The organism is Leucobacter fengyongliangi, assembly GCF_050971685.1.
GTDB lineage: Bacteria > Actinomycetota > Actinomycetes > Actinomycetales > Microbacteriaceae > Leucobacter.
The window spans coordinates 101,184-122,791 of record NZ_JBPCEU010000012.1 but is presented as its reverse complement, the minus strand read 5'-3'; the positions used below and the strand labels follow the sequence as shown (position 1 = coordinate 122,791).

The following is a 21,608-nucleotide window of genomic DNA, read 5'->3' as shown; positions in this document are numbered from 1 at the left end:
GGTCAAGTCCCGTGGAGTGGTGTAACGGTGTCGCTTCAAGAAGTGATCGAGTTACGCGCTTAACGCGAGTGGTAGCCCCGTCATCACCTCCTCGGAAATCTCTGGCACCAGGGTGAGCCGGCAACGGGCGAGAACTTCGAGACCGAGATATCGTCGCCCCTCAGCCCACTCGTCAGACTGCTCTGCAAGCACCGCCCCGACAAGCCGGGTGATCGCGGCCCGGTTCGGGAAGATCCCGACCACGTCAGTACGGCGGCGGATCTCACGGTTCAACCGTTCGTTCGGGTTGTTCGACCAGATCTGCTGCCACACGTCCTTCGGGTACTCAGCGAACGCGAGAATGTCAGCCCGGGCAGCATCGAGGTGTGCGTGCACATCGGGAAGTTTCTCGGCCACGTAATCCAGGAGCCTGTCGAACTGAGCCTCGACGCTCGGGGCATCGGGCTGATCGTAGACGGAATGCAGCATCGCTTTCACTGCCGGCCACATCGATTTCGGGCACACCGTCATCAGGTTCGCCGCGTAATGGGTGCGGCAACGCTGCCATGACGTCCCGGGGAAGTTCGCGCGCATGGCTTCCACGAGGCCCGCGTGCGCGTCAGAGGTGATGAGCTTGACCCCGGTGAGGCCGCGCGCGACGAGGTCCGCGAAGAACATGTTCCATGCCATCGCGGTCTCGCTGGTCGATACCTGCACACCGAGTACCTCGCGATGCCCGTCATGGTTGACGCCGGTCGCGACGAGCACGACGGTACTCACGACGCGACCGCCTTCGCGGACCTTCATGGTGAGAGCGTCACACGCGACGAATGTGAACGGTCCTGCCTCGCCCAACGGGCGGGTGCGGAACTCGTGTACATGCTCGTCCAGCTCGCCCGCCATGCGGGAAACCTGTGATTTCGAGAGTGAGTGAATGCCGAGGGTCTTGACGAGTTTGTCCATGCGGCGTGTAGAGACGCCGGCGAGGTAGGCATCAGCGACGACGGTGATCATCGCTGACTCTGAACGCTTGCGGCGTTCCAGGAGCCACTCGGGGAAATAGGTGCCCTGCCGCAGTTTCGGGACTCGCACATCGATCGTTCCCACTCGGGTATCGAGGTCACGGGCCCGGTAACCGTTGCGAGAGTTGGTGCGCTCGGGTGAGGGCTTGCCGTATTCGGCGCCGCAGATAGCGTCTGCTTCGGCTGAGAGGAGGGTGTTGATCATGGTTTGCAGCAGGGTGCGCATCAGATCGGGCGACGCGTCGCTCAGGGCTTGGGTGAGGACGCTGGCAGGGTCGACAATAGAGGCAGTGGTCATCGGTGCGATGCCCTTTCGAGTGAGAGTTAGAAGGCTTCTCGAAGGTGTCCCCGGTGGCCACGCTGGTCTTTCAGCGGGCCGGGGCGCGTTACACCACTCTACGGGGCACTACTTCAAACACTGAGACGTACGTGACCGAGATCCGTATTCTGCACCAGCGAATGGATCCGACGCGCCACGACGAGGGCGGACCAAGTTAGAGTGAGTTAGGTTTGAATGTGTACACAGATGCTACTATTGCCACTATGGAAACAGTTTCTCGTGAAGTTACCACTCGCGAACTCCGCAGTCAGCTTTCCGACGTGCTCGGTCGCGCAATGTATGCGGGGGAGCGCATTGGCGTAACCCGCAACGGCAAGCTCGCAGCTGTCGTGGTGAGCGTTGAAGACCTTGCAGCACTTGAGGCGTTCGAGATGAGTCAGGATGTCGCGGCCTACCGTGAAGCGAAGGCTCAGGATGATGGTGAGCGGATCAAGCTCGCAGATCTGCGTAGCGAACTCGCGTCGTGATCTACGAGGTCGAGTTCACCACGGCGGCGGCTCGGCAGGTGCGAAAGCTGCCAGCTCAGGTTCGGACTAGAGTGCTCGACGCGATTGAGTCTCTGACCGAAGACCAGCGACCTCCTGGTTCGCGGAAGATCGTCGGTGAAGACACCGCGTGGCGGATCAGAATCGGCGACTACCGAGTAATCTACGACATTCCTGATCAGGTACTCGTGGTGTCAGGCGTGCGTGTAGCTCACCGTCGAGAGGCATATCGGTAGTGTGAAGCCTGAGGTCGACTCAGAGGCTCGCGTTTGACGCACTTCGTGACTGGGGCGTGTGCTCCTGCGATTGGTTCCGTGAGTGCTGACGGAATCACCCCCGACAGCGTGTGGTTAAGCGCGCAGGGGAGAACCCACTACGGTGAACTGATTTCCACCCATCTGGCCTGTGAGTAGCGGCATGGCTTCAGCGATCGCCGCTCGAACGCTCTCGAGCTGCAACGAACCCTGGTGTGCTTGTGCCGACTCCCAGATTTCCGCGACGAACACAGTGTCTGGTTCGTCGGGGTTGATCCCGACCTCGTACAGCACGCAGCCCGCGTCGCTGAGGTCTCGATTCAACCGAGTGAGGATCGCGACAAGCTCGTCGCGTTGTCCTGGCTGAGTACCTAAAGTTCCTACATTCGCAAAGGCCATGGAAGCAATGTTACGGGCAATCCATCGCGGCCGACTAAATTCTGAGCGTCCCGAGCTCGAGTCGGGCAGTGGGATCCGCGTCGAGCCGCGGCAGCGTGATCAGCTCGCCGCCGACCTGCTCCAGGCACCACTGCACCCGCGTGGTGAACAACCCGAGGCCCTGCGCCGACAGCATTCCGTCGTGAGTCAGGTACGCGCGGCGCGGCGCGGCGGTAAGCACAAAATCCATCACCTGCGCGATGTTCGACCACGGCGATCCGATCGGCACACCCAGCACATCGGCGATGAACGGCGGCCGCGTCAGGTCGTCGCCGCCATACGCGAAGGTGCCATTCACTCGTACCCCCACGTTGTCGATCACTGGAATGCTCGAGTGCAGCACCTCGTGGCGGTGGCCGTAGAATTCCAGCTCAAACGGGCCCGCCTGGTGCGTGTCGCCTTCGCGCACAACCAGCACATTTTGGATCCCGGCCGCCTCCAGCGCGTCGGCCGTCGCCTGCGTGGTGAACACCGGGGCGTCGGGGGCGGTGGCGCGCAGCGCAGCCACGTTCTCGGGGGTCCAGTGGTCGGCATGCTCGTGTGTGATCACGATTCCCGCAATCGGTGCCGCCGCCTCGATCGCGGTGCTGAGCTCCGCTCCAGACGAGAAGCTGCCCGGGTCAACGAAGAGCGAGGCCCCATCGAGCTCGAGAACGACACCGGCATGGGAAAGGCGGAAGCACTGCATGCCCCCGATGCTAGGGCTTCGACACGCGAGCGGGCAGATCCACTGCGGATTTTGCATCGCGCCGGTGATGTGCCAAGATAGTCTAGTTGCCACGGCAGGGGATTCCCCGGCCAAGGAACACGGCCCCATCGTATAGCGGCCTAGTACGCTGCCCTCTCACGGCGGTAACGCGGGTTCGAATCCCGCTGGGGTCACCAGTGAAACCCCCTCCAATCGGAGGGGGTTTCGTCGTATTCGCTTGCTGACTCTGGGCTTCTAGCTCCGACTCTGTGCCTCGACCCTGCTCGCCGACCAGCGTCTGCCTGCCGTGGCATCCGCCCGGTCGGGCGCGTGTGGCTCCTTCGTCGCCAGGCAAGCAACCACTTGCGCCCTAGCTGAAATTGAAAGAGGTTGGTTGCGTAACCCAAGAGACCTGTGTCGGGCGCGTGAGGCTCCTTCGTTGCCAGGCAAGCGACCACTTGCGCCCTACCCCAAGCGGGGAGGTGGTTTGAAGAGCAGACCCACGCGACGTGGTTGGGGGGAACGCGCACAAGGGTGCCAGAATGGGAGCAGGCAGTTCAGCGCCCAGAAGGCAGAGCGCGCAAGACGGGAACGGTGGGGTATGGCGACGAGTGTGGCAGTAGCGGGTGCCTCCGGGTATGCGGGCGGCGAGCTTTTGCGACTCCTCGCCGAGCACCCCGAGTTCGACCTTCGCACGGTCACCGGGCACTCGAGCGCGGGCACCCCGCTCATCGAGTCCCAGCCGCACCTGCGCTCGCTCGCGCACCTCACCATTCAAGAGACCACCCCCGAGGTGCTCGACGGGCACGACATCGTGTTCTTCGCCCTGCCCCACGGTGCGTCGGGCACGCTGACCGCGCAGCTCACGAACGTGCGCCTCGTGGTCGATTGTGGGGCGGATCACCGCTTACGCGAGCGCGACGATTGGGTCACGTTCTACGGCGGCGAGCACCACGAGCCCTGGACGTACGGCGTGCCCGAGCTGCTCGTGCGCGATGCCGACGGCGGGTTCACCAAGCAGCGCGAGTCGTTGCGACGCGCCGAGCGGATCGCGGCCCCCGGCTGCAACGCGAGCACCGTGGCGCTGTCGCTCGCCCCGGGCATCGCCGCCGGCGTCATCGAACCCCTCGACATCGTGTCGGTGCTGGCAGTGGGCCCCAGCGGCGCGGGCAAGGCGGCGAAGACGCACCTGCTCGGTGCCGAGCTCATGGGCACTGCAAACCCCTACGCGGTCGGCGGATCGCACCGGCACATTCCCGAGATCCAGCAGGTGCTGCGCGATGCAGGCGCGACAGTGACGCCGACGATCAGCTTCACCCCGGTGCTCGTGCCGATGAGCCGCGGGATCCTCGCGACATCCACGGCGCGCATTGCTGAAGGCGTGACCGCGACTCAGGTGCGGACAGCCTGGGAGCAGGCCTACGCCGACGAGCCGTTCGTGCACCTGCTGCCCGCGGGACAGTTTCCCCGTACCGCCGACACCCTCGGCGCAAACACCTGCCTCATCGGCCTCGCCGTCGACGAGGCCGCGGGCCGCGTCGTGGTGGTGGCCGCCCTTGACAACCTAACCAAGGGCACGGCGGGAGCCGCAATCCAGTCGGCCAACCTCGCCCTCGGTCTCCCCGAAGCCACCGGCCTGAGCACGAATGGAGTCGCCCCGTGACCGTGACCTTCCCGAAGGGGTTCCGCTCGGCGGGCATCGCCGTGGGCCTGAAGTCGACCGGCAAGCCCGACCTGGCGCTTGTCGTGAACGATGGCCCGGCGCGCGCCGCAGCGGTCGTCTTCACGAGCAACCGGGCGCAAGCCAACCCGATTCTGTGGAGCCGCAAGGTCGCCCAGAACGGCGCGGCGCGCGCAGTGGTGCTGAACTCCGGGGGAGCCAATTGCTTCACCGGCGACTTCGGCTACGAGACCACGCGTCTGACCGCCGAGGCCGTGGCCGAAGCGCTCGGCGGCGAAACCAATGTCGATGACGGCGACAGCGCCGCAGACCACATCCTCGTCTGCTCCACCGGCCTCATTGGCGCAGGCGACCAGTCCTTCCGCGACAAGATCGTGAACAACATCCCGCAGCTCGTGCAGGCGCTCGCCGCAGACGACACGACCGCCCCCGCCGCGATCCTCACCACCGACTCGGTCGAGAAGACCGCCTCGCACGAGGGCAACGGCTGGCGCATCGGCGCGATGGCGAAGGGCGCCGGCATGCTCGCGCCCGGCCTCGCGACCATGCTCGTCGTCATCACCACCGACGCGCTCATCGACGACGAGGTGGCGGATCGCGCCCTGCGCGGTGCGACCGGCGCTAGCTTCGACCGCTTAGACTCCGACGGCTGCATGTCGACGAACGACCAGGTCACGCTGCTCGCGAGCGGCGCGAGCGGGGTCACACCCGACGAGGCCGAGTTCGCAGAGGCGCTCGCCGCGGTCTGTGACAGCCTCGCCGCACAGCTGCAGGCTGACGCCGAGGGCGCGAGCCACGACATCGACATCGAGGTGGCGGGCGCGGCGAGCGTCGAAGACGCCGTCGAGGTGGGCCGCTCGGTCGCCCGCAACAGCCTCTTCAAGGCCGCGATCTTCGGCAACGACCCCAACTGGGGCCGCGTACTCGCCGCGATCGGCACCACGGAGGCGGCGTTCGACCCGTACCAGGTCGACGTCAGCTTCAACGGGGTGCGACTGTGCCACGCAGGTGGCCCTGATCGCCCGGTCGACGAGTGCGACCTCACCCCCCGCAAGACGCACGTGCTCATCGAGCTGTATGCGGGCGAACACACTGCGACCGTGCGCACGAACGACCTCACGCACGACTACGTGCACGAGAACAGCGCGTACTCGAGCTAAGGGTGACGATGACGAACACGACGAGTCCGCTGAAGCACGAAGAGGCGGCCGCGAAGGCCGAGGTCTTGATCGAGTCGCTGCCGTGGCTGAAGAAGTTCCGCGACGCGATCGTGGTGATCAAGTTCGGCGGCAACGCGATGGTCGACGAGGCGCTCATGCAGGCCTTCGCCGAAGACGTGGTCTACCTCAGGCACACCGGCATTCGCCCGGTGGTGGTGCACGGCGGGGGCCCACAGATTACCGACATGCTCGGGCGCCTCGGCATCGCGAGCGAGTTCAAGGGCGGCTATCGGGTCACCACGCCCGAGGCGATGGACGTGGTGCGCATGGTGCTCACCGGCAAGGTGAACCCCGAGCTCGTCGATCAGATCAACGCGCACGGCCCCCTCGCCGCGGGCACCACGGGGGAAGACGCGGGCCTGTTCATCGGCCGCCGTCGCGCCCCGATCGAGGTCGACGGCGAGATGGTGGATCTCGGCCTCGTGGGCGACGTGGTGGGCGTGCGCCCCGAGCCCGTGCTGGCGCTGCTCGATGCGGGATTGATTCCGGTGGTCGCGGGCATCGCCCCCGATGAGGATCAGCCGGGCGCGTCATTGAACATCAACGCCGACGCGGCCGCCTCGGCCCTCGCCAGTGCGCTGGGTGCCGAGAAGCTCGTCATCCTCACCGACGTGGCCGGCCTCTACGCGAACTGGCCTGACCGCGACTCGCTCGTCTCGAGCATCGGCGCCAGCGAGCTCGAGGCGCTGTTGCCGAGTCTCGAATCGGGCATGATCCCGAAGATGCGCGCGTGCCTCGATGCCGTGCGCAGCGGCGTGCCCAAAGCCGCCATCATCGATGGACGCGAGCCGCATTCGGTGTTGCTCGAGATTTTCACGGCACGCGGCATCGGCACGGAGGTTACCGCGTAGCAACGCCGGGCCCGATCCACAATCGAAAAAGACAACTGCACAACCTAGGGGGATGTCATGCGTCGCATACTTGAGCACTTGGTGTTGACGGGCACGGTGCCGAAAGACACCATGACCGCGGCGATCGCCAAGGTGGGGGAGCGGCGCGCCGAGCGCGAGCTGCTCGCGACCGGCAAGCTCGACAGCGTCGACCTCGCGAAGGCGCTCGCATTCACGCAGAGCCTCCGCTTCGTTGACCTGCTCGAAACCCCGGTCGATCAGCGCGCCGTCGCGAAGCTCGCCCCCGACCTCGCGCGCCGTCACTATGTGTTGCCGATCGCGCTCGAAGGTCACGAGATGACGCTCGCGATGGTGGATCCCGACGACGTCATCGCGCTTGACGACGTGGCGGGATCCACCGGTCTCACGGTGGTGCCGGTGGTGGCGACGCGGGAGGCGATGGCGGCGGCCCTCGACCGCTACGTGCGCCTCGACGACCAGATCGCCGACCTGACGAGCGAGCTGGGTGCCAGCGCCCCGACGACCGGCGGCACCGACGCGACCGAGAGTCTCGAAGACGAAGACGGCGATGTGCCGATCGTGCGTTTCGTGAACCTCATCATTTCGCAGGCGATTCAGGATCGCGCCTCCGACATTCACATTGACCCCACCGAGAAGCGACTGCGCGTGCGGTACCGCATCGACGGCGTGCTGCACGACGTGCAGCAGGCGCCGACCTCGATCAAAGACGGGGTGATCTCGCGTCTGAAGATCATGAGCGGCATCGACATCGCCGAACGGCGCAAGCCCCAGGATGGCCGCATTTCGGTGACCCACAACGGTCGCTCGATCGACCTGCGCGTGGCGACGCTGCCCACGGTGTGGGGCGAGAAGATCGTCATGCGTATTCTCGACAACTCGGCATCGAAGATCAAGCTCTCAGACCTTCACATGTCGCCGCGCAACATGGACGTGTACTCGCAGTCGTTCAGAAAACCGCACGGCATGCTGCTCGTGACCGGGCCTACCGGCTCGGGCAAGTCGACCACGCTGTACACGACCCTCAGCGAGGTCGCCCGGCCCGAGATCAACGTGATCACCGTCGAAGACCCGGTGGAGTACCGGATGGACGGTGTGAGCCAGATGCAGGTGAACCCGCGCGCGGGCCTTACCTTCGCGAGCGCGCTGCGGTCGATTCTGCGTGGCGACCCCGACGTGGTGCTCGTGGGTGAGATCCGCGACGCGGAGACCGCGCAGATCTCGATCGAGGCGGCCCTCACCGGGCACCTCGTGCTGTCGACCCTGCACACGAACGATGCGCCGAGCGCGATCACGCGCCTCGTCGAGATGGGTATCGAACCCTTCCTTGTGGCCTCGGCGCTTGAGTCGGTCGTCGCGCAGCGGCTTGCGCGGCGGCTGTGCGACAAGTGCAAGGTGATGCGCAAGCCCGACGGGGAGCTGCTCGAGCGGTTGGGGTTCACGATTCCGGGCGGCGAGGCGCTCGTGGGCGAGCCCGTCGGCTGCTCGCGTTGCTCGAACACCGGGTACCGGGGGCGCGTCGCGTTGCACGAGGTGATGATCGTGAGCGAGGGGGTACAGCGTCTTGCGGTTGCTCACGCCTCGGGGCTTGAGGTGCGCGAGTTGGCGGTCGAGGAGGGTATGGTCCCGCTGCGAGAAGACGGGTGGCGCAAGGTGCTCGAGGGCATCACCTCGATCGAAGAAGTGCTGCGCGTCGCGTCGTGAGTTTTTCAGCGTCGGCATTGCCGGCGCATCGGTGTAGCACTGGCTACACTGTGATGAGGTTGCCGCTTGCGTGGTGCCAATAAGGGGGACGTAATGACGGGTTCGTTCGTGCTGGATGATGCGCTGGCGCATGTGGCGAGTGTGCAAGCTTCTGACTTGCATTTGGCGGTCGGATCACCGCCGGTGATTCGCGTCGATGGGCAGCTGCAGCATTTGCCGGGCGGCTTTGAACGTTTCACGCCCGACACACTTCGCGAGGTGTTGCTGTCGATCGTCACCCCCGATCAGCGAGAAAAGCTCGAGACCGAGCTCGAGCTCGATCTCGCTTATTCGGCCGTGGGCGTTGGCCGGTTTCGCGTGAACATGTACTGGCAGCGCAACTCGTTGGGTGCAGCATTTCGCTTCATCGACAACAAGATTCGCTCGCTTGATGAGCTAGGCATGCCCCCGCAGGTGCGTGACTTCGCCTACCTGCCGCGCGGCCTGGTACTCGTCACCGGGCCCACCGGCTCGGGCAAGTCGACCACCTTGGCATCGCTCATTGACGTCGTGAACACCGATCTGGCGAGCCACGTGATGACGGTGGAAGACCCGATTGAGTTCTTGCATAAGCACAAGAAGTCGATTGTGAATCAGCGCGAGGTCGGCACTGACACGCACACCTTCGCGGCGGCGCTGAAGCATGTGCTGCGGCAGGATCCCGACGTGATTCTGGTGGGCGAGCTGCGCGATCTCGAGTCGATCTCGGTGGCGCTCACCGCGGCCGAGACCGGGCACCTCGTGTTTGCGACCTTGCACACGGTCGACGCGGCGCAGTCGATCGACCGCATCATCGATGTCTTCCCGTCACACCAGCAGGGCCAGATTCGTACGCAGCTCTCGGCCAGCCTGCAGGGCGTGATCTCACAGACACTGCTGCGCAAGATCGGGGGTGGCCGCGTGGTCGCAACTGAGGTGATGAAGATGACCCCCGCGATCGGGCACCTCGTGCGCGAGGCGAAGTCGCACCAGATCTATTCGAGCTTGCAGTCTGGAGCCGAGCACGGCATGCACACGATGGATCAGTCACTCGCCGACCTCGTGCGGCAGGGCATCGTGACCTACGACCACGCTCGCGAGAAGGCGAGCGATCTGAAGAGTTTCGAGTCGCTCGCGACGCGCGGTGCCGGCGATCGTGACGCTGCCGCAGACGCGATGGCGGTGGCCGGGCTTGGCTTTGACGACGAGTTCGCCGTCACCGACCTGCCGCGACGCAAGAGGTTCTAAGACATGGCCGAGTCGACGACCCTCTACGTCTACCGAGCGCGCAACAGTGCCGGCAAGACTGTCAAGGGACGCCTGCACGCCGCGAGCGAGGCCGCGGCCGTGAATGCGGTCGAGGCGCAGGGCCTCATTCCGGTCTGGGTCAAAGACAACGATTCACTCGGACTTAACAAAGACCTCAACATTGCGTTTCTGGAGAAGAAGCCGAGCCTGAAAGACCTCGCGATTGCCTCGCAGCAACTCTCGGTGATGGTGGGCTCGGGCGTCACAATCTTGCGTGCCCTCGAAATCGTGAGCCAACAGACGGAGAACCAGATTCTCGCGAAGGGCTTTGCTGATGCCCGTCGCGAGGTCGGGCAGGGTTCGTCACTGTCTGCCGCGATGGAGCGCCGCCCGAAGGTGTTCCCGCTGATCATGGTCAACCTGGTCCGTGTAGGCGAGGCGGGCGGCTTTCTCGACGAGGCGCTGGAATCGGTGGCGAAGAACTTCGAGACCGAGCTGAAGCTACAGCAGAAGGTCAAAGGCGCGATGGCGTACCCCGTCGTCGTGTTGTTCGTCGCGATTCTCTCGGTGATCGCGATGCTGGTGTTCGTGGTGCCCACCTTCGAGAGCCTCTTTGCCGGGTTCGGCGATGAGCTTCCCGTGCCCACGCAGATTCTGGTCGCGATGTCGCGCTCGGCGGTGGTGTGGGTGCCGCTGCTCGCGATCATCTCGATCGCGGTGGCGTTCTGGTACTCACGCAATAAGAATGAAGAGAAGGTTCGGAAGGTCGTCGACACCGCGAAGGTGAACATGCCGATCTTCGGGCAGCTCTTTCGCAAGGTAGCGATCGCGCGCTTCAGCCGCAACCTCGCGGTGATGCTGAACGCGGGCGTACCCATGCTGCAGGCGATCGGCCTCGTGGCGAAAGTCTCGAGCAACTGGGTGATTGAGCAGGCGCTGCTCGAGGCCGAGAACTCGGTGCGGCACGGGCGCCCGTTTGCCCTGCCCCTGGCGCAACACGACGTGTTTCCGCCGATGGTCACCCAAATGGTCGCGGTAGGCGAAGACTCGGGCGCGCTCGACAAGATGCTGAAGAGCATCGCAGAATTCTACGACCGCGAGGTTGAGACCGCGGCGGATCAGCTGACCTCGCTCATCGAACCACTACTCATCGTGCTCGTTGGCGTGGTGATCGGTGGCATGGTCGTTGCGCTTTACCTCCCGATCTTCGGCCTCGTCGGCGCCATTCAGGGCTGAGATTCGCCGCTCCAAACACAGTGGCACTTGGTGCCAAATGAAATGTGCGGAACGGCAACGCTACGCAAAGTTGTACTGAATCCCAGTAGACTGAGGGTGTTCCCGGATCAGCACCGTTCGGGAGCCATAACATCCCGGTGCATTGACCTATGGAGTCACACATGCTTGAGCGTATGAAGAACGTTCTGAAGAACCGCAAGGCCGACGGAGACAAGGGCTTCTCGCTCGTTGAGCTTGCGGTGGTTATCGTGATTATCGGCATTCTTGTTGCCATTGCAATTCCGGTGTTTGGGAACCTTCAGACCTCTGCGGAGCGGTCGCAGCTCCAGGCTGGGGCAGCGAATGGCGCCTCGATCATGGCATCGAATATTGCCAGTGATGCTGCTTCGGTTACGGCTGGGTTGTCTAACTTGGCGCAGGACGGCGTCACGATTACATACACAGGAACTACCTTGAGTACTTATTGTGTTCGTGCGGCTAAGGGTACTGCCTGGTCTCAGAAAGGTCCAGTCACTGGTTGCTCGGGCAACAGCTGGGATACCACGCCTCCAACAGTGTCTGCTACAACAGCTATCTAGGGCCACTTAGCAGAGCGCTCTATCTTAAAGGGCAGGGAACCAGCCTCCGGGGTTCCCTGCTCTCAAGTTCTCTATGATGAAGATCTCAGCGTATTTGAGTTGTAGAGCTTCTCGAAGTTCTCAATTTTGAGTTCTGGTCAGTAAAGGTCTGAGTGTCTTGTCTAATGATCGAAAGGCTCAGAAGCGATCCGATGCGGGTATCGGCATGACCGAACTCGCGGTCGCGATCCTAGTGCTCGGCATTGTGCTCGTGGGTCTCTTCCCGCTGGTCATCGATTCCGTGCGTCTCGCAGTTCAAAACGCTGACGTAGCCCAGGCCAACCGCATCGTCGCAACTCAACTCGACCAGAGCCGCGACGAACTCTCGATCAAGGTCTGCGATTCGGCGGCTGTGGAGACACAGAAACCGCTGACACTCGCCGCGCCAGCCAACGAGAAGTTTCAGGCAGATCGCACGGTCACCTGCGGCTCCGATCGCTTGGCTACTGTCACCATCCGGGTGCAGGCGCTTTCCGCCGAATCCAACACCATCGCCGAAGCCACGACCCAGGTAGTCACCGCTGAAAGTACACCATGAACCGCGACCGCAGGGCAGATGACGCAGGCTTCAGCCTGGTCGAGCTCGCGGTCTACATCGTGGTGCTCGGTCTAATCTCCACCATCATCGCGACCACCATGGTCAGCCTGTTCCGCTCGGAGTCGACGGTATCGGGCCTCACCACCTCGGCGAGCGACGGTCAGAACGCCGCTACCCTCCTCCGCGCAGACATCCGCAATGCCCGTGAGTTCCGCGTCACCGACGGCGGCGCGACGCTTACGGCGTCGGTTGCGGGGCGATCCGCCTCGATCACATGGCGCTGCGTGCGCTGGCAGGTCACAGGCACCGGTGATGAACGCACCCTCACTCGCGATGAGAAACCTGATGCTGCTGGCCAGCCCTGGAATACGGTCGGAAGTCTCCCTACATTCTTGACCGAGGTCGGGCCTCGCACCGACGGCGCCACGACCTTTCCCTTCTTCGCGGGTGGGGCCGCCTCCGGGGTGGAGGGAACCCTGACCTACTCCTGGCGGGTGGGTACCTCCGACGGGGGCACGATTAACATCGTCGGCGACACCCGCAACCACACTCAGGGGCAAGTGGCCAACCCTGCCACGACGTGCTTCTGAGAACAAAGCCTGACTGAGAGGATGAACGCATGACCCACCGTGGCACGCTTCCTCACCACCCACTCCGACTGCCCCTGCGCAACGACCACGGCATCGCACTGCCGATGGTGCTCATGGTCTTCATCGTTGGGGTCGCGCTGATCTCTGCATTTCTCGTCGCTATTGTCGGCTCCTCACAGGTCACGGCAACTAACAAGAACATCGTGCAGGCTCAGGCCGCCGCAGAGGCCGGTATTGCCGCTGCTGAGGCCACAATGCGCTCAGCTACCATCGACCCGTGCCTCACCGATTTGAGCGCACTCGCCTCTACCGGCACTCTGACATACAGCTTTTCGACCGCCGTGCCCACCTGTGAGGGTGTCGCTCCCGATCGCCGTGTCGTAATCCGCGCTACCGGCACTGCAAGCGGAGCGAGCGCGACGGTTGAGACCGTCTACCGCTGGGTGCCTGGCGGAGGCACCTCCGGTGGTGCCGGTGATTACTTCATGTACGTCGCGGGTACGAGTGACCTGCAAAACAATTCAATTGCTTTTCTGGGTGGAACCAGCCCGAACCCAGTAATCGCAATGGCAGAATCCGGTCTTGCCTGCAAAGGTCAAATTATGCCTGGATCTTTGCTTATCAAGGGCAATTTCACCGTAGATTCCGGTGGCACGGTCACAGACTCAGCCGGAAAAGCCTTCAACTGCATCGTCAAAGGTTCAGCACATTTCGGAAGCAACCTCAACATCAATGCAACATTGAAGGTCGAGGGTGACCTTCGCTCAGCTGGCACCGGGGAAGTTCCCATCAAGGGCGACGTAACGGGCAGTGTCTTTGCCAATGGCGCGGTAACACTTTCGAACGGGGGGTTGGTCGGCGGGAATATCTCTACCAGCAGTAACGTCTCCGTCGGTGATAACGCTCGAGTGGGTGTTTCAGGAACTCCGGAAAACGACGGAAACATTAATGCAGACGGAAACGTGACTCTCGGATCAGGCTCGGTCGTCGAAGGCAGCGTCACCGCGCGTGGCACCGTCACTCTCACTGGTACGGCTCGGGTAAAAGGCAGCATCACTGCGATTGGAGATGTGAGCCTCGCCGCAACCTCAAACGTCGAGGGTGACGTTACCAGTGGCGGTAAGATCGACGCGAACGGGCAGGTCGGGATCATTCGCTCCACCACCGATCACACAGCCGGCAACCTCACCACCTCGGGAGGGGTATCGGTCGCTAACGGTCGTGAGGTTCCCGGCCGTATCCGCGCCGGATCAAACGTCGACCTTAATGGCGGCAACTGGGTCGGCCGCACCCTCAGCGGATGTGTGGTTCAAGCTCCAGCAGTGAACTGGAATTCCCCGCCTGCGGGCCTTGATATCGATGCGCGGAAGTGCACCTCGACCGCAGGGGCACCGGCTACCCCAACGGTGAGCCTGGTGGGTGCGGTGCCTGCCCCGCCGTTTGCGCCATGGCGCGAATACACGCACACCCCCGAACAAGCCGCGCTCTGGGCAGGCTTCGAAGTGAAGACATACACGGGTTCGAGCCAGTGCGACCCCTGGAACAAGGCTCAATTCAACGGTTGGAAGCAGCTCGGCAGTTCCAGCGGGCCGGTGCTTTACGATTTGCGCAACTGCGGGCTTCTCGACCCCCAGAACGTCGCCGTTGAGGTTCGTTCTGACGCAGTCCTGCTGGTCGATCGGGTGGACTTTAAGAACGTAACCGTGACCTCCCAAGGCGGCGTTGCTCGCAAACTTTGGATCGTAGACCCCGGAACACGAACCGCCTGCACTGTCGGATCTGACTCAGTCACCATTGATGGTACTGACTTCAACTCACCCATCACGACGATGGTGTACACGCCGTGTGGCGTGCACATGCAGAACTCGTCGGTAGTCGGATCGATATACGCCGGCGGCTACTTCACTCAAGGAAGCGCTATCCAGAATTCGCTGACCTTTAGTCCGATAGGGCTTCCGGGTTGGAGTTCTGGGGGCACCACTGGTGGCGGTGGTGGCACGACCTCAGGCACACCTCGGCTTGGCGAGGACATATTGCTCCAACGCAACGTCGACTGATGCAGGCGTGGGGTCCGACCGCGGCCGGGGTGTTTGGGCTGCTCATTGGGTCGTTCCTTAACGTCGTGATTTGGCGAGTGCCGCGAGGGGAGTCGCTCCTTCCCGACAGCCATTGCCCCAAGTGCGACGCGAAGATCCGTCCGTGGCACAATGTGCCGGTGATTTCCTGGATTGCGCTGCGCGGGAGATGTGCGAATTGCGGTACCCGAATCAGCGCGCGCTACCCGCTCGTTGAGATTGCGACGGGTGCAGCGTTCGCCCTCGTGGCGGGGTGGGTGTTCAGTGTGGTCGGCGCGACAACGCCCTTTGGGGCTGCTGGCGCGTTGTCTGCCATTGCCGCGTGGCTCGTGCTCGCTGCATACCTGTGGCTTGCTGCGATCAGCATCGCCCTCACGCTGATCGATCTCGAGCACAAACGACTTCCTGACGCTATCGTCGTGCCGAGTATCGCGGTCGTGACCGCCCTGCTCGGTGTCGCGGCAGCCCTCAGCGGAAACTGGTCGCAATTCGTGTCGGCTCTGGCGGGTGCGGCGATCCTCTTCGTTGCCTACTTCCTGATCGTGCTTGTCTACCCGCGAGGTCTCGGCGGAGGTGACGTGAAGCTCGCGCCGGTGCTGGGCGCGGCACTCGGCTTCGTCGGCTGGGATGCCCTCGCGGTCGGTGCCTTCGCCGGTTTCGTGCTCGGTGCTGTCTACGGCCTGGCCCTCATCGCAATGAGGCGCGGAGGGCGAAAGACTGAGATCCCATTCGGCCCATTCATGCTCGCGGGCGCCTGGGTCGGCGTGTGGGCTGGACCAGCCGTCATGCACGCCTACCTGTCACTCTGGGCACTAGGCTAAGGGAAAGTGAACAATGTGCACTGACCGACCGGCAAAGGGGAGCTGAATGGCCACACGCACCATTGGCCTGGACATTTCTGCCCGGCGCCTTCTTGCCGCGGAAGTGAGTGGGAGTATTGGCCGTCACCCGACGCTGCACCGTGTGCACGCGGTCGAACTGCCCGAGGGAGCGGCAAGAGACTCTGAGGTCATCGACGTACCGGCCGTCTCGAACGCATTGAAGCAGCTGTGGCGCGAAGGCGGCTTTAAGAGCAAGCGTGTGGTGCTCGGAGTGGGGAACCAGCGTGTGCTTGTGCGCGACCACACGGTGCCCCTGATGCCGCTGCCGCAGCTGCAGCAGGCGCTGCCATACCAGGTGGCTGATCTACTTCCCGTGCCCGTGACCGAGACGATTCTCGATTTCTATCCCGTCGCCGAAGTCGAGGGCAGTGACCCGCCGCAGGTGCAAGGGCTGCTTGTCGCCGCCATCAAAGACAGCGTCGAAACCAATGTGGCCACGCTTGAAGACGCAGGGCTGCGGGCCGCGGGCGTAGACCTCTCACCATTCGGGATGCTTCGGGCGCTGATGCCCGGCGGGCAGCTCAACGGGTGTCACACCGTGGTCTACCTCGGCGCGCGCACCACCTTCATCGTGGTCGCGGTAGACGGCACCCCACGCTTCGTGCGCATCGTTCCGGCGGGTGGCGAAACGGTCACCGACGCGGTGGAGGATCTCACCGGGCTGGAGCGTGAAGAGGCTGAAGCCCTGAAGATGACCATTGGCATTGACCAGGGCGCCGATCCGCAATATCGCGAGACAGCCGACGCGATGCTTGCAGCCCTCCGCAGCATTTTCGGGTCTATCCGCAGCACGAACAGCTATTACCTCAGCAACCTCGGGGGGCAACCCATCGAAAGCCTGATCGTGATGGGTGCCGAGACGCTCGTGCCTGGCTTTGTGCGCGCGGTCGGCGAATACGTCGATCTGCCGGTCACAGTCGGCACGCCCCGGGTGGGCGTGCGCGTCGACAAGAGCCTCGACCCCGAGACCTTCGCCAAGTACGAACAAGAACTCGCGATTCCCATCGGTCTGGGTTTGAGGAAGGGGTAGCTCATGGCAATGAAACGAAGCCCCATCGAGTTTGGTCGCAGCCCCAGAGTCAACCTCCTGCCCGAAAAGCAGCGCGCCGAACAACGGCACGAACAGACCCTGCCCAAGCTCCTCCTCGCGCTCGTAGCCAGCGGGGCCGTCGCCGCACTCATTTTCGCCGCGGGCATGATTCCCGTGACCCTCGCGAATCAGGAACTTGCCGCAGTGGAAGCTGAATCGCAGTCGCTGAATGTTGAGATCGCGAGCTTCGGTGAGGCGCAGGAGATGCTGGCCGCAGTGGGCGGCCGGTCATCCGATCGCCTGGTGATCACCGAAACCGAGGTGCTCTTCATGTCACTCCGCGATCAGCTACTCGCCATCGTGCCCGAAGGCTCGACCATTGTTCGGTTCGCGGCTGCCCTGCCCGGCGGCGAGGCAGACGCAGCAGCCGAACCCGCGGTTGCTGAGGCCTGCGCAGCAACGGGATCCTCTCTCGATCTCACGCTGGCGACCCCCGGCGAGGGCGGCCTGACCGCCGCCGCGGCGTTCCTTGAGCGAGCCGGCATGCTTGACGGCCTCGTCTGCGGGCTCGTCATAGATAACAGGCTGCTCAGTGCGGGGGATGTGGCCGCCTCGGAAACTCAGCTTCGCCTCATCTTTGATGAAACGGTGCGAGCCGGTCGCTTCGTTGAGGAGGAAGCTCAGTGAGTGCAAAAACCCGACTTTGGGTGCTGATCACCGGCGTGCTGTGCGCATTCGTGCTGCTGTATGGCGTGGTCGCCGGCCTGTTGCCGCAGTTGACCGCGGCATCGGGCACGAGATCCCTCGCCGACAACACCGCACTCACCGTCGAGACACAGCGAGCGCAGCTCGCGATCCTGCAGCAGGCCGACGCGGACTCCGAAGAGCTTCTCGCCGAACTGGCGGAGCTCGAGATCGCGATTCCTGTGTCCACGGATTGGCCGGTGTTCCTTCGGGAGCTCGCGAGTATCCAAGGTCAGTCCGGGGCGCTCCTGTCGGAGTTCGTGGTGGGCGAATCGATTCTTCCCGAACCCGCTGCGGCCCAAGCAACGCCCGCAGACCCCGCAGCGACAGCGGAGGCCGCTCCGGCGGATCCGGCAGTTGCTGAAGGCGCCGCGGGAGCCGCCGTCGCCGCGACCGGACTCGTCGAGATCCCCATCACCGTCACGGTCACCGGCACGGCAGATCAGGTCGCACAGTTCTTCCGTTTGCTTCAGACGGGGGATCGCCTGGTGTTCGCACAATCTGTCGACATTGACAGCACGGGTGAGACGACGAACGGTACGCTGCTCGGGTCAGTCTTCGTGGTGCCCGAGTGATCCGTGCCGTGCCCCTCGCAGCTGAGCGAGTTGCCTCTATAGACTGAACTGCATGGCCGACACTCAGCTAGACCACCGGCTCACGCCCTTTCGGGCATTTCTCTTCGACCTCGACGGGGTGGTGACCCCGACCGTCACGCTGCACATGCAGGCGTGGCGCGAGACGTTCAACCAGTATTTCGCCGGGCGCGGGCTTGAACCCTTTCGCGACGAAGAGTATTACGTGTCACTCGACGGCCGGCCGCGCTTCGACGGCGTCGCCACGGTGCTCTTCTCCCGGGGACTTGAGCTCGCCGCGGGCACACCCGCGGACGACGACTTCTTCAGCATCTGGGGCATCGGCAACCGCAAGAACCTGGTCTTCGCCGACCTGCTCGCGAGTGACGGGATTGACCCCTACCCGGGCACGATCCGCCTGCTCGATGAGCTGGCGCAGTTCGACGTGCAAATCGGCCTCGTGTCGAGCTCACGCAACGCCGAGGCGGTGCTCGCCGCTGCCGGCGTGCGCGATCGCTTCGAAGTGGTGGTCGACGGGCTCGTGGCCGCCGCCGACGGGCTGCCCGGTAAGCCGAACCCAGACACATACGTCGCCGCAGCCGAGCGGCTCGGTGCTGCACCCGCCGAATCCGTCGTCTTTGAAGATGCCGAGTCGGGCGTCGCCGCCGGCCGCGCCGGGGGCTTCGGTCTCGTCGTAGGTGTCGACCGGGGAGCTGGCGCAGACGCGCTGCGCGCCGCGGGCGCAGACCTCGTGGTCGCAGATCTTGATGAGTTGGTGCGATGAGCCTCCGGCCCGACCCCTTCGGTGCGCGAGTCGAAGAGCTTCGTCGCGACTTTGGCGACGACCCCTGGCGGCTCACCGTTCACGGCACGAGTCGGGAAAGCGCCGCGGTCGATGAGACCCTCTTCGCGCTCGGCAACGGCTACCTCGGCATGCGCGGTAACCACGAAGAGGGCACCCCGCTGGGCAGCCACGGCACCTTCATCAACGGCCTGCACGAGACCTGGCAGATCCAGCATGCCGAGGGCGCGTACGGCTTTGCCGAGCAGGGCCAGACCATCGTGAACGTGCCCGACGCGAAGACGATCCGCATCTATGTCGACGACGAGCGACTCAATCTCGACACCTCCGAGATACTCGACACCCACCGCACCCTCGACCTGCGGGCCGGTACCCTCACCCGCACGCTGCTCTGGCGCAGCCCCACAGGCAAGCGCGTGCGCGTCGAAACGCGCCGACTCGTGTCGCTCGCCTCGCGTCACCTGGCGACGCTCGAGATGCGCGTCACCGTGCTCGATGCTGATGCCGACGTGTCGGTGAGTAGCTTGATCCTCAACCGCCAAGACCTGGGCCGCGTGCGCACCGAGGAGGCCGACGGGGTCGGTGGCGAGCTGCCCGCGGGGGATCCGCGCCAAGCCGAGGTCATGCGCGAGCGAGTGCTCGATCCCGGCCCGATGGTGCGCGACGGACAGCGCAGCATGCTCAGCTACCGGGTGCACAACTCAGGCATGGCGGTCGCGGTGGGGGTGGATCACGACTTCGACCCCGGTCTCGGCGATCTGGCCGAGATCGGGTGGAGCTTCCAAGTCGACGGCACGGCCGACCGGCTGCGGCACGTCTACCAGGGCGTGGCGCGTGCCGGGCGCACGATCCGCCTGCAAAAAACCATCGTGTACCACGCCTCCGCGAAGGCGACCCAGAGTGAGCTCATCGACCGCTGCGTGCAGTCGCTCGATCGCCTGAGGGCGGAGCCACCCGAGCGCCGGTGGTCGGAGCAACGCCGCGTGCTCACCGAATTCTGGAACCGCGCCGACGTCGAGGTCGACGCAGAGCCCGGGGTGCAGCAGGCGATTCGCTGGAACCTGTTTCAACTCGCGCAGGCCACCGCGCGCGCCGACGGCCTTGGGATTCCCGCGAAGGGGGTCACCGGCTCGGGATACAGCGGCCACTACTTCTGGGATTCCGAGATCTACGTGCTGCCGTTCCTCACGTACACGAGCCCGGAGTGGGCGAGAAACGCGATCCGCTCACGTCACCGCATGCTGCCGAAAGCCAGGCACCGCGCAGCGACGATGAACGAAGAAGGCGCGCTGTTTCCCTGGCGCACCATCAATGGCGAGGAGGCCAGCGCCTACTACGCCGCTGGCACCGCGCAGTACCACATCAACGCAGACATCACCTATGCGCTGGCGCGGTACGTGAGCGCGACGAGCGACCTCGAGGTGATGCTGCTCGGGGGCAGCGACATCGCGGTCGAGACCGCCCGCATGTGGGCGAGCCTTGGCTTCTGGCGCACCGACCTCGACGGCACGCACAACTTCCATATTCACGGCGTCACCGGGCCCGACGAATACACGACGGTGGTCAACGACAACCTCTTCACCAACGTGATGGCGCGCTTCAACCTGCGGTTCGCCGCTGAGGTGGTGCGCACCCTCGCCGAGGAAGCGCCGCGCGAACACGCCCAGCTGGTGGATCGGCTGCAGCTGCAGCCCGAGGAGGTACGCGCATGGGAACGCGCCGCCGACGGCATGTGCGTGCCGTACTCGGACGAGTTGCGGGTGCACCCGCAAGACGCTCACTTCCTCGAGCGCGAGGTGTGGGATCTCGAGGCCACCCCGCCCGAGCAGAAGCCGCTGCTGTTGCACTTTCACCCGCTCGTGATCTACCGCTTCCAGGTGCTGAAACAGGCCGACGTGGTGCTGGCCATGCTGCTCGCGAGCGACGAGTTCACCACCGATGAGAAGCGTCGCAACTTCGAGTACTACGACGCGCTCACCACGGGCGATTCAACCCTCTCTGCGGTCGTGCAGTCGATCATCGCCGCCGAGGTGGGGTATCAAGACCTCGCATACTCCTACTTCGATCAGGCGCTTCGCGTCGATCTCGACGACCTACACGGCAACGCCGGCGACGGGGTGCATATTGCCTCTACCGGCGGCGTATGGATGGCGCTCGTGCACGGCTTCGCCGGCATGCGAGACGTGGGCCGCAGGCTCGAATTCGATCCGCGACTGCCCGACCACTGGGGCGGCCTGCGCTTCAAGCTCGCCTGGCGCGGGCAGGTGCTCGGGGTCGAGCTCGCCCCCGCGCGCATCAGCTTCACGCTGCTCGACGGAGACCAACCCCTGCGGGTGCAGGTGCGAGGCGAAGAAGTGGTCGTCGAGCCGGGGGAGCCGCGCCACGTGCGGTTGGATAGCCAGGGCCCGATTCTCGGGCGGTTCCCGGGGCTCTCCGCGGCCATGCTTCCCCGCGAGTCGGAGCCCGGCGCCGTCGCAAACCTCACCTCGGAGATCCCCACTGTGACCTCCGAAATCCCGACTCGCCCGCCGCAGCCGTAAGCTTCCGGCCTGCACGATGGGCCTAGGATAGAGGGTA

General features: G+C 64.2%; 21 protein-coding genes and 1 tRNA gene. 19 read left to right on the top strand and 3 right to left on the bottom strand.

Annotation, left to right across the window (positions count from 1 at the left end; all coding sequences use genetic code 11):
• Positions 1 to 51 precede the first annotated feature (51 nt).
• Complete coding sequence (locus tag ACR0R4_RS10300) at positions 52 to 1,299, bottom strand: IS256 family transposase (protein ID WP_433645844.1); 1,248 nt, start codon at positions 1,297 to 1,299, stop codon at positions 52 to 54.
• 245 nt (positions 1,300 to 1,544) lie between these two features.
• On the opposite strand from ACR0R4_RS10300, the gene ACR0R4_RS10295 reads away from it, so the two are divergent.
• Positions 1,545 to 1,808 (top strand): type II toxin-antitoxin system Phd/YefM family antitoxin, encoded by a 264-nt coding sequence (locus ACR0R4_RS10295; protein ID WP_433647310.1) that lies wholly within the window; start codon positions 1,545 to 1,547, stop codon positions 1,806 to 1,808.
• Positions 1,805 to 2,062: a type II toxin-antitoxin system RelE family toxin gene (locus ACR0R4_RS10290; protein WP_433647309.1), complete on the top strand. Its 258-nt coding sequence runs from the start codon at positions 1,805 to 1,807 to the stop codon at positions 2,060 to 2,062. Before ACR0R4_RS10295 ends, ACR0R4_RS10290 begins: the two co-directional genes overlap by 4 nt.
• 114 nt (positions 2,063 to 2,176) lie before the next feature.
• Here the strand turns inward: ACR0R4_RS10290 and ACR0R4_RS10285 are convergent, their stop codons facing one another.
• Complete coding sequence (locus ACR0R4_RS10285; protein ID WP_433647308.1) at positions 2,177 to 2,479, bottom strand: putative quinol monooxygenase; 303 nt, start codon at positions 2,477 to 2,479, stop codon at positions 2,177 to 2,179.
• Between the two features lie 34 nt (positions 2,480 to 2,513).
• Positions 2,514 to 3,206, bottom strand: coding sequence for an MBL fold metallo-hydrolase (locus tag ACR0R4_RS10280; RefSeq protein WP_433647307.1), 693 nt, complete (start codon positions 3,204 to 3,206; stop codon positions 2,514 to 2,516).
• A gap of 121 nt (positions 3,207 to 3,327) precedes the next feature.
• Here ACR0R4_RS10280 and ACR0R4_RS10275 point away from each other — a divergent pair.
• The 17 genes from ACR0R4_RS10275 to ACR0R4_RS10195 all read left to right on the top strand — a co-directional run bounded on the left by ACR0R4_RS10275 (position 3,328) and on the right by ACR0R4_RS10195 (position 21,571).
• Positions 3,328 to 3,403 (top strand) — tRNA-Glu (locus ACR0R4_RS10275).
• Positions 3,404 to 3,807: 404 nt separating this feature from the next.
• Positions 3,808 to 4,869, top strand: a complete 1,062-nt coding sequence (argC, locus tag ACR0R4_RS10270) for an N-acetyl-gamma-glutamyl-phosphate reductase (RefSeq protein WP_433647306.1) — start codon at positions 3,808 to 3,810, stop codon at positions 4,867 to 4,869.
• Positions 4,866 to 6,047, top strand: coding sequence for a bifunctional glutamate N-acetyltransferase/amino-acid acetyltransferase ArgJ (gene argJ / locus ACR0R4_RS10265; protein ID WP_433647305.1), 1,182 nt, complete (start codon positions 4,866 to 4,868; stop codon positions 6,045 to 6,047). Before argC ends, argJ begins: the two co-directional genes overlap by 4 nt.
• 8 nt (positions 6,048 to 6,055) lie before the next feature.
• Positions 6,056 to 6,958 (top strand): acetylglutamate kinase, encoded by a 903-nt coding sequence (gene argB / locus ACR0R4_RS10260; RefSeq protein WP_433647304.1) that lies wholly within the window; start codon positions 6,056 to 6,058, stop codon positions 6,956 to 6,958.
• Between the two features lie 57 nt (positions 6,959 to 7,015).
• A complete protein-coding gene (locus ACR0R4_RS10255; protein ID WP_433647303.1) occupies positions 7,016 to 8,680 on the top strand; it encodes a GspE/PulE family protein in 1,665 nt (554 codons plus the stop codon).
• 93 nt (positions 8,681 to 8,773) lie between these two features.
• Positions 8,774 to 9,946 carry a type IV pilus twitching motility protein PilT gene (locus ACR0R4_RS10250; RefSeq protein WP_433647301.1) on the top strand — a complete coding sequence of 391 codons (1,173 nt, stop codon included), beginning with the start codon at positions 8,774 to 8,776 and terminating at the stop codon, positions 9,944 to 9,946.
• Between the two features lie 3 nt (positions 9,947 to 9,949).
• Positions 9,950 to 11,182 carry a type II secretion system F family protein gene (locus ACR0R4_RS10245; RefSeq protein WP_433647300.1) on the top strand — a complete coding sequence of 411 codons (1,233 nt, stop codon included), beginning with the start codon at positions 9,950 to 9,952 and terminating at the stop codon, positions 11,180 to 11,182.
• A gap of 161 nt (positions 11,183 to 11,343) precedes the next feature.
• On the top strand, positions 11,344 to 11,760 hold the full coding sequence (locus ACR0R4_RS10240; RefSeq protein ID WP_433647299.1) for a prepilin-type N-terminal cleavage/methylation domain-containing protein: 417 nt from the start codon (positions 11,344 to 11,346) through the stop codon (positions 11,758 to 11,760).
• A 157-nt stretch (positions 11,761 to 11,917) separates the two neighbouring features.
• Positions 11,918 to 12,337, top strand: coding sequence for a type II secretion system protein (locus ACR0R4_RS10235; protein ID WP_433647298.1), 420 nt, complete (start codon positions 11,918 to 11,920; stop codon positions 12,335 to 12,337).
• Positions 12,334 to 12,927 carry a PulJ/GspJ family protein gene (locus ACR0R4_RS10230; RefSeq protein ID WP_433647297.1) on the top strand — a complete coding sequence of 198 codons (594 nt, stop codon included), beginning with the start codon at positions 12,334 to 12,336 and terminating at the stop codon, positions 12,925 to 12,927. Before ACR0R4_RS10235 ends, ACR0R4_RS10230 begins: the two co-directional genes overlap by 4 nt.
• Positions 12,928 to 12,956: 29 nt before the next feature.
• Positions 12,957 to 14,984: a bactofilin family protein gene (locus ACR0R4_RS10225; RefSeq protein WP_433647296.1), complete on the top strand. Its 2,028-nt coding sequence runs from the start codon at positions 12,957 to 12,959 to the stop codon at positions 14,982 to 14,984.
• Positions 14,984 to 15,823, top strand: coding sequence for a prepilin peptidase (locus ACR0R4_RS10220; RefSeq protein ID WP_433647295.1), 840 nt, complete (start codon positions 14,984 to 14,986; stop codon positions 15,821 to 15,823). The genes ACR0R4_RS10225 and ACR0R4_RS10220 overlap by 1 nt, the downstream gene beginning before the upstream one ends.
• A gap of 46 nt (positions 15,824 to 15,869) precedes the next feature.
• Positions 15,870 to 16,913 carry a type IV pilus assembly protein PilM gene (gene pilM / locus ACR0R4_RS10215; RefSeq protein WP_433647294.1) on the top strand — a complete coding sequence of 348 codons (1,044 nt, stop codon included), beginning with the start codon at positions 15,870 to 15,872 and terminating at the stop codon, positions 16,911 to 16,913.
• Positions 16,914 to 16,916: 3 nt separating this feature from the next.
• On the top strand, positions 16,917 to 17,600 hold the full coding sequence (locus tag ACR0R4_RS10210; protein WP_433647293.1) for a PilN family protein: 684 nt from the start codon (positions 16,917 to 16,919) through the stop codon (positions 17,598 to 17,600).
• Complete coding sequence (locus ACR0R4_RS10205; RefSeq protein ID WP_433647292.1) at positions 17,597 to 18,232, top strand: hypothetical protein; 636 nt, start codon at positions 17,597 to 17,599, stop codon at positions 18,230 to 18,232. The genes ACR0R4_RS10210 and ACR0R4_RS10205 overlap by 4 nt, the downstream gene beginning before the upstream one ends.
• A gap of 52 nt (positions 18,233 to 18,284) precedes the next feature.
• Complete coding sequence (locus tag ACR0R4_RS10200) at positions 18,285 to 19,013, top strand: HAD family hydrolase (RefSeq protein ID WP_433647291.1); 729 nt, start codon at positions 18,285 to 18,287, stop codon at positions 19,011 to 19,013.
• Positions 19,010 to 21,571 (top strand): glycoside hydrolase family 65 protein, encoded by a 2,562-nt coding sequence (locus ACR0R4_RS10195; RefSeq protein WP_433647290.1) that lies wholly within the window; start codon positions 19,010 to 19,012, stop codon positions 21,569 to 21,571. Before ACR0R4_RS10200 ends, ACR0R4_RS10195 begins: the two co-directional genes overlap by 4 nt.
• Positions 21,572 to 21,608 lie beyond the last annotated feature (37 nt).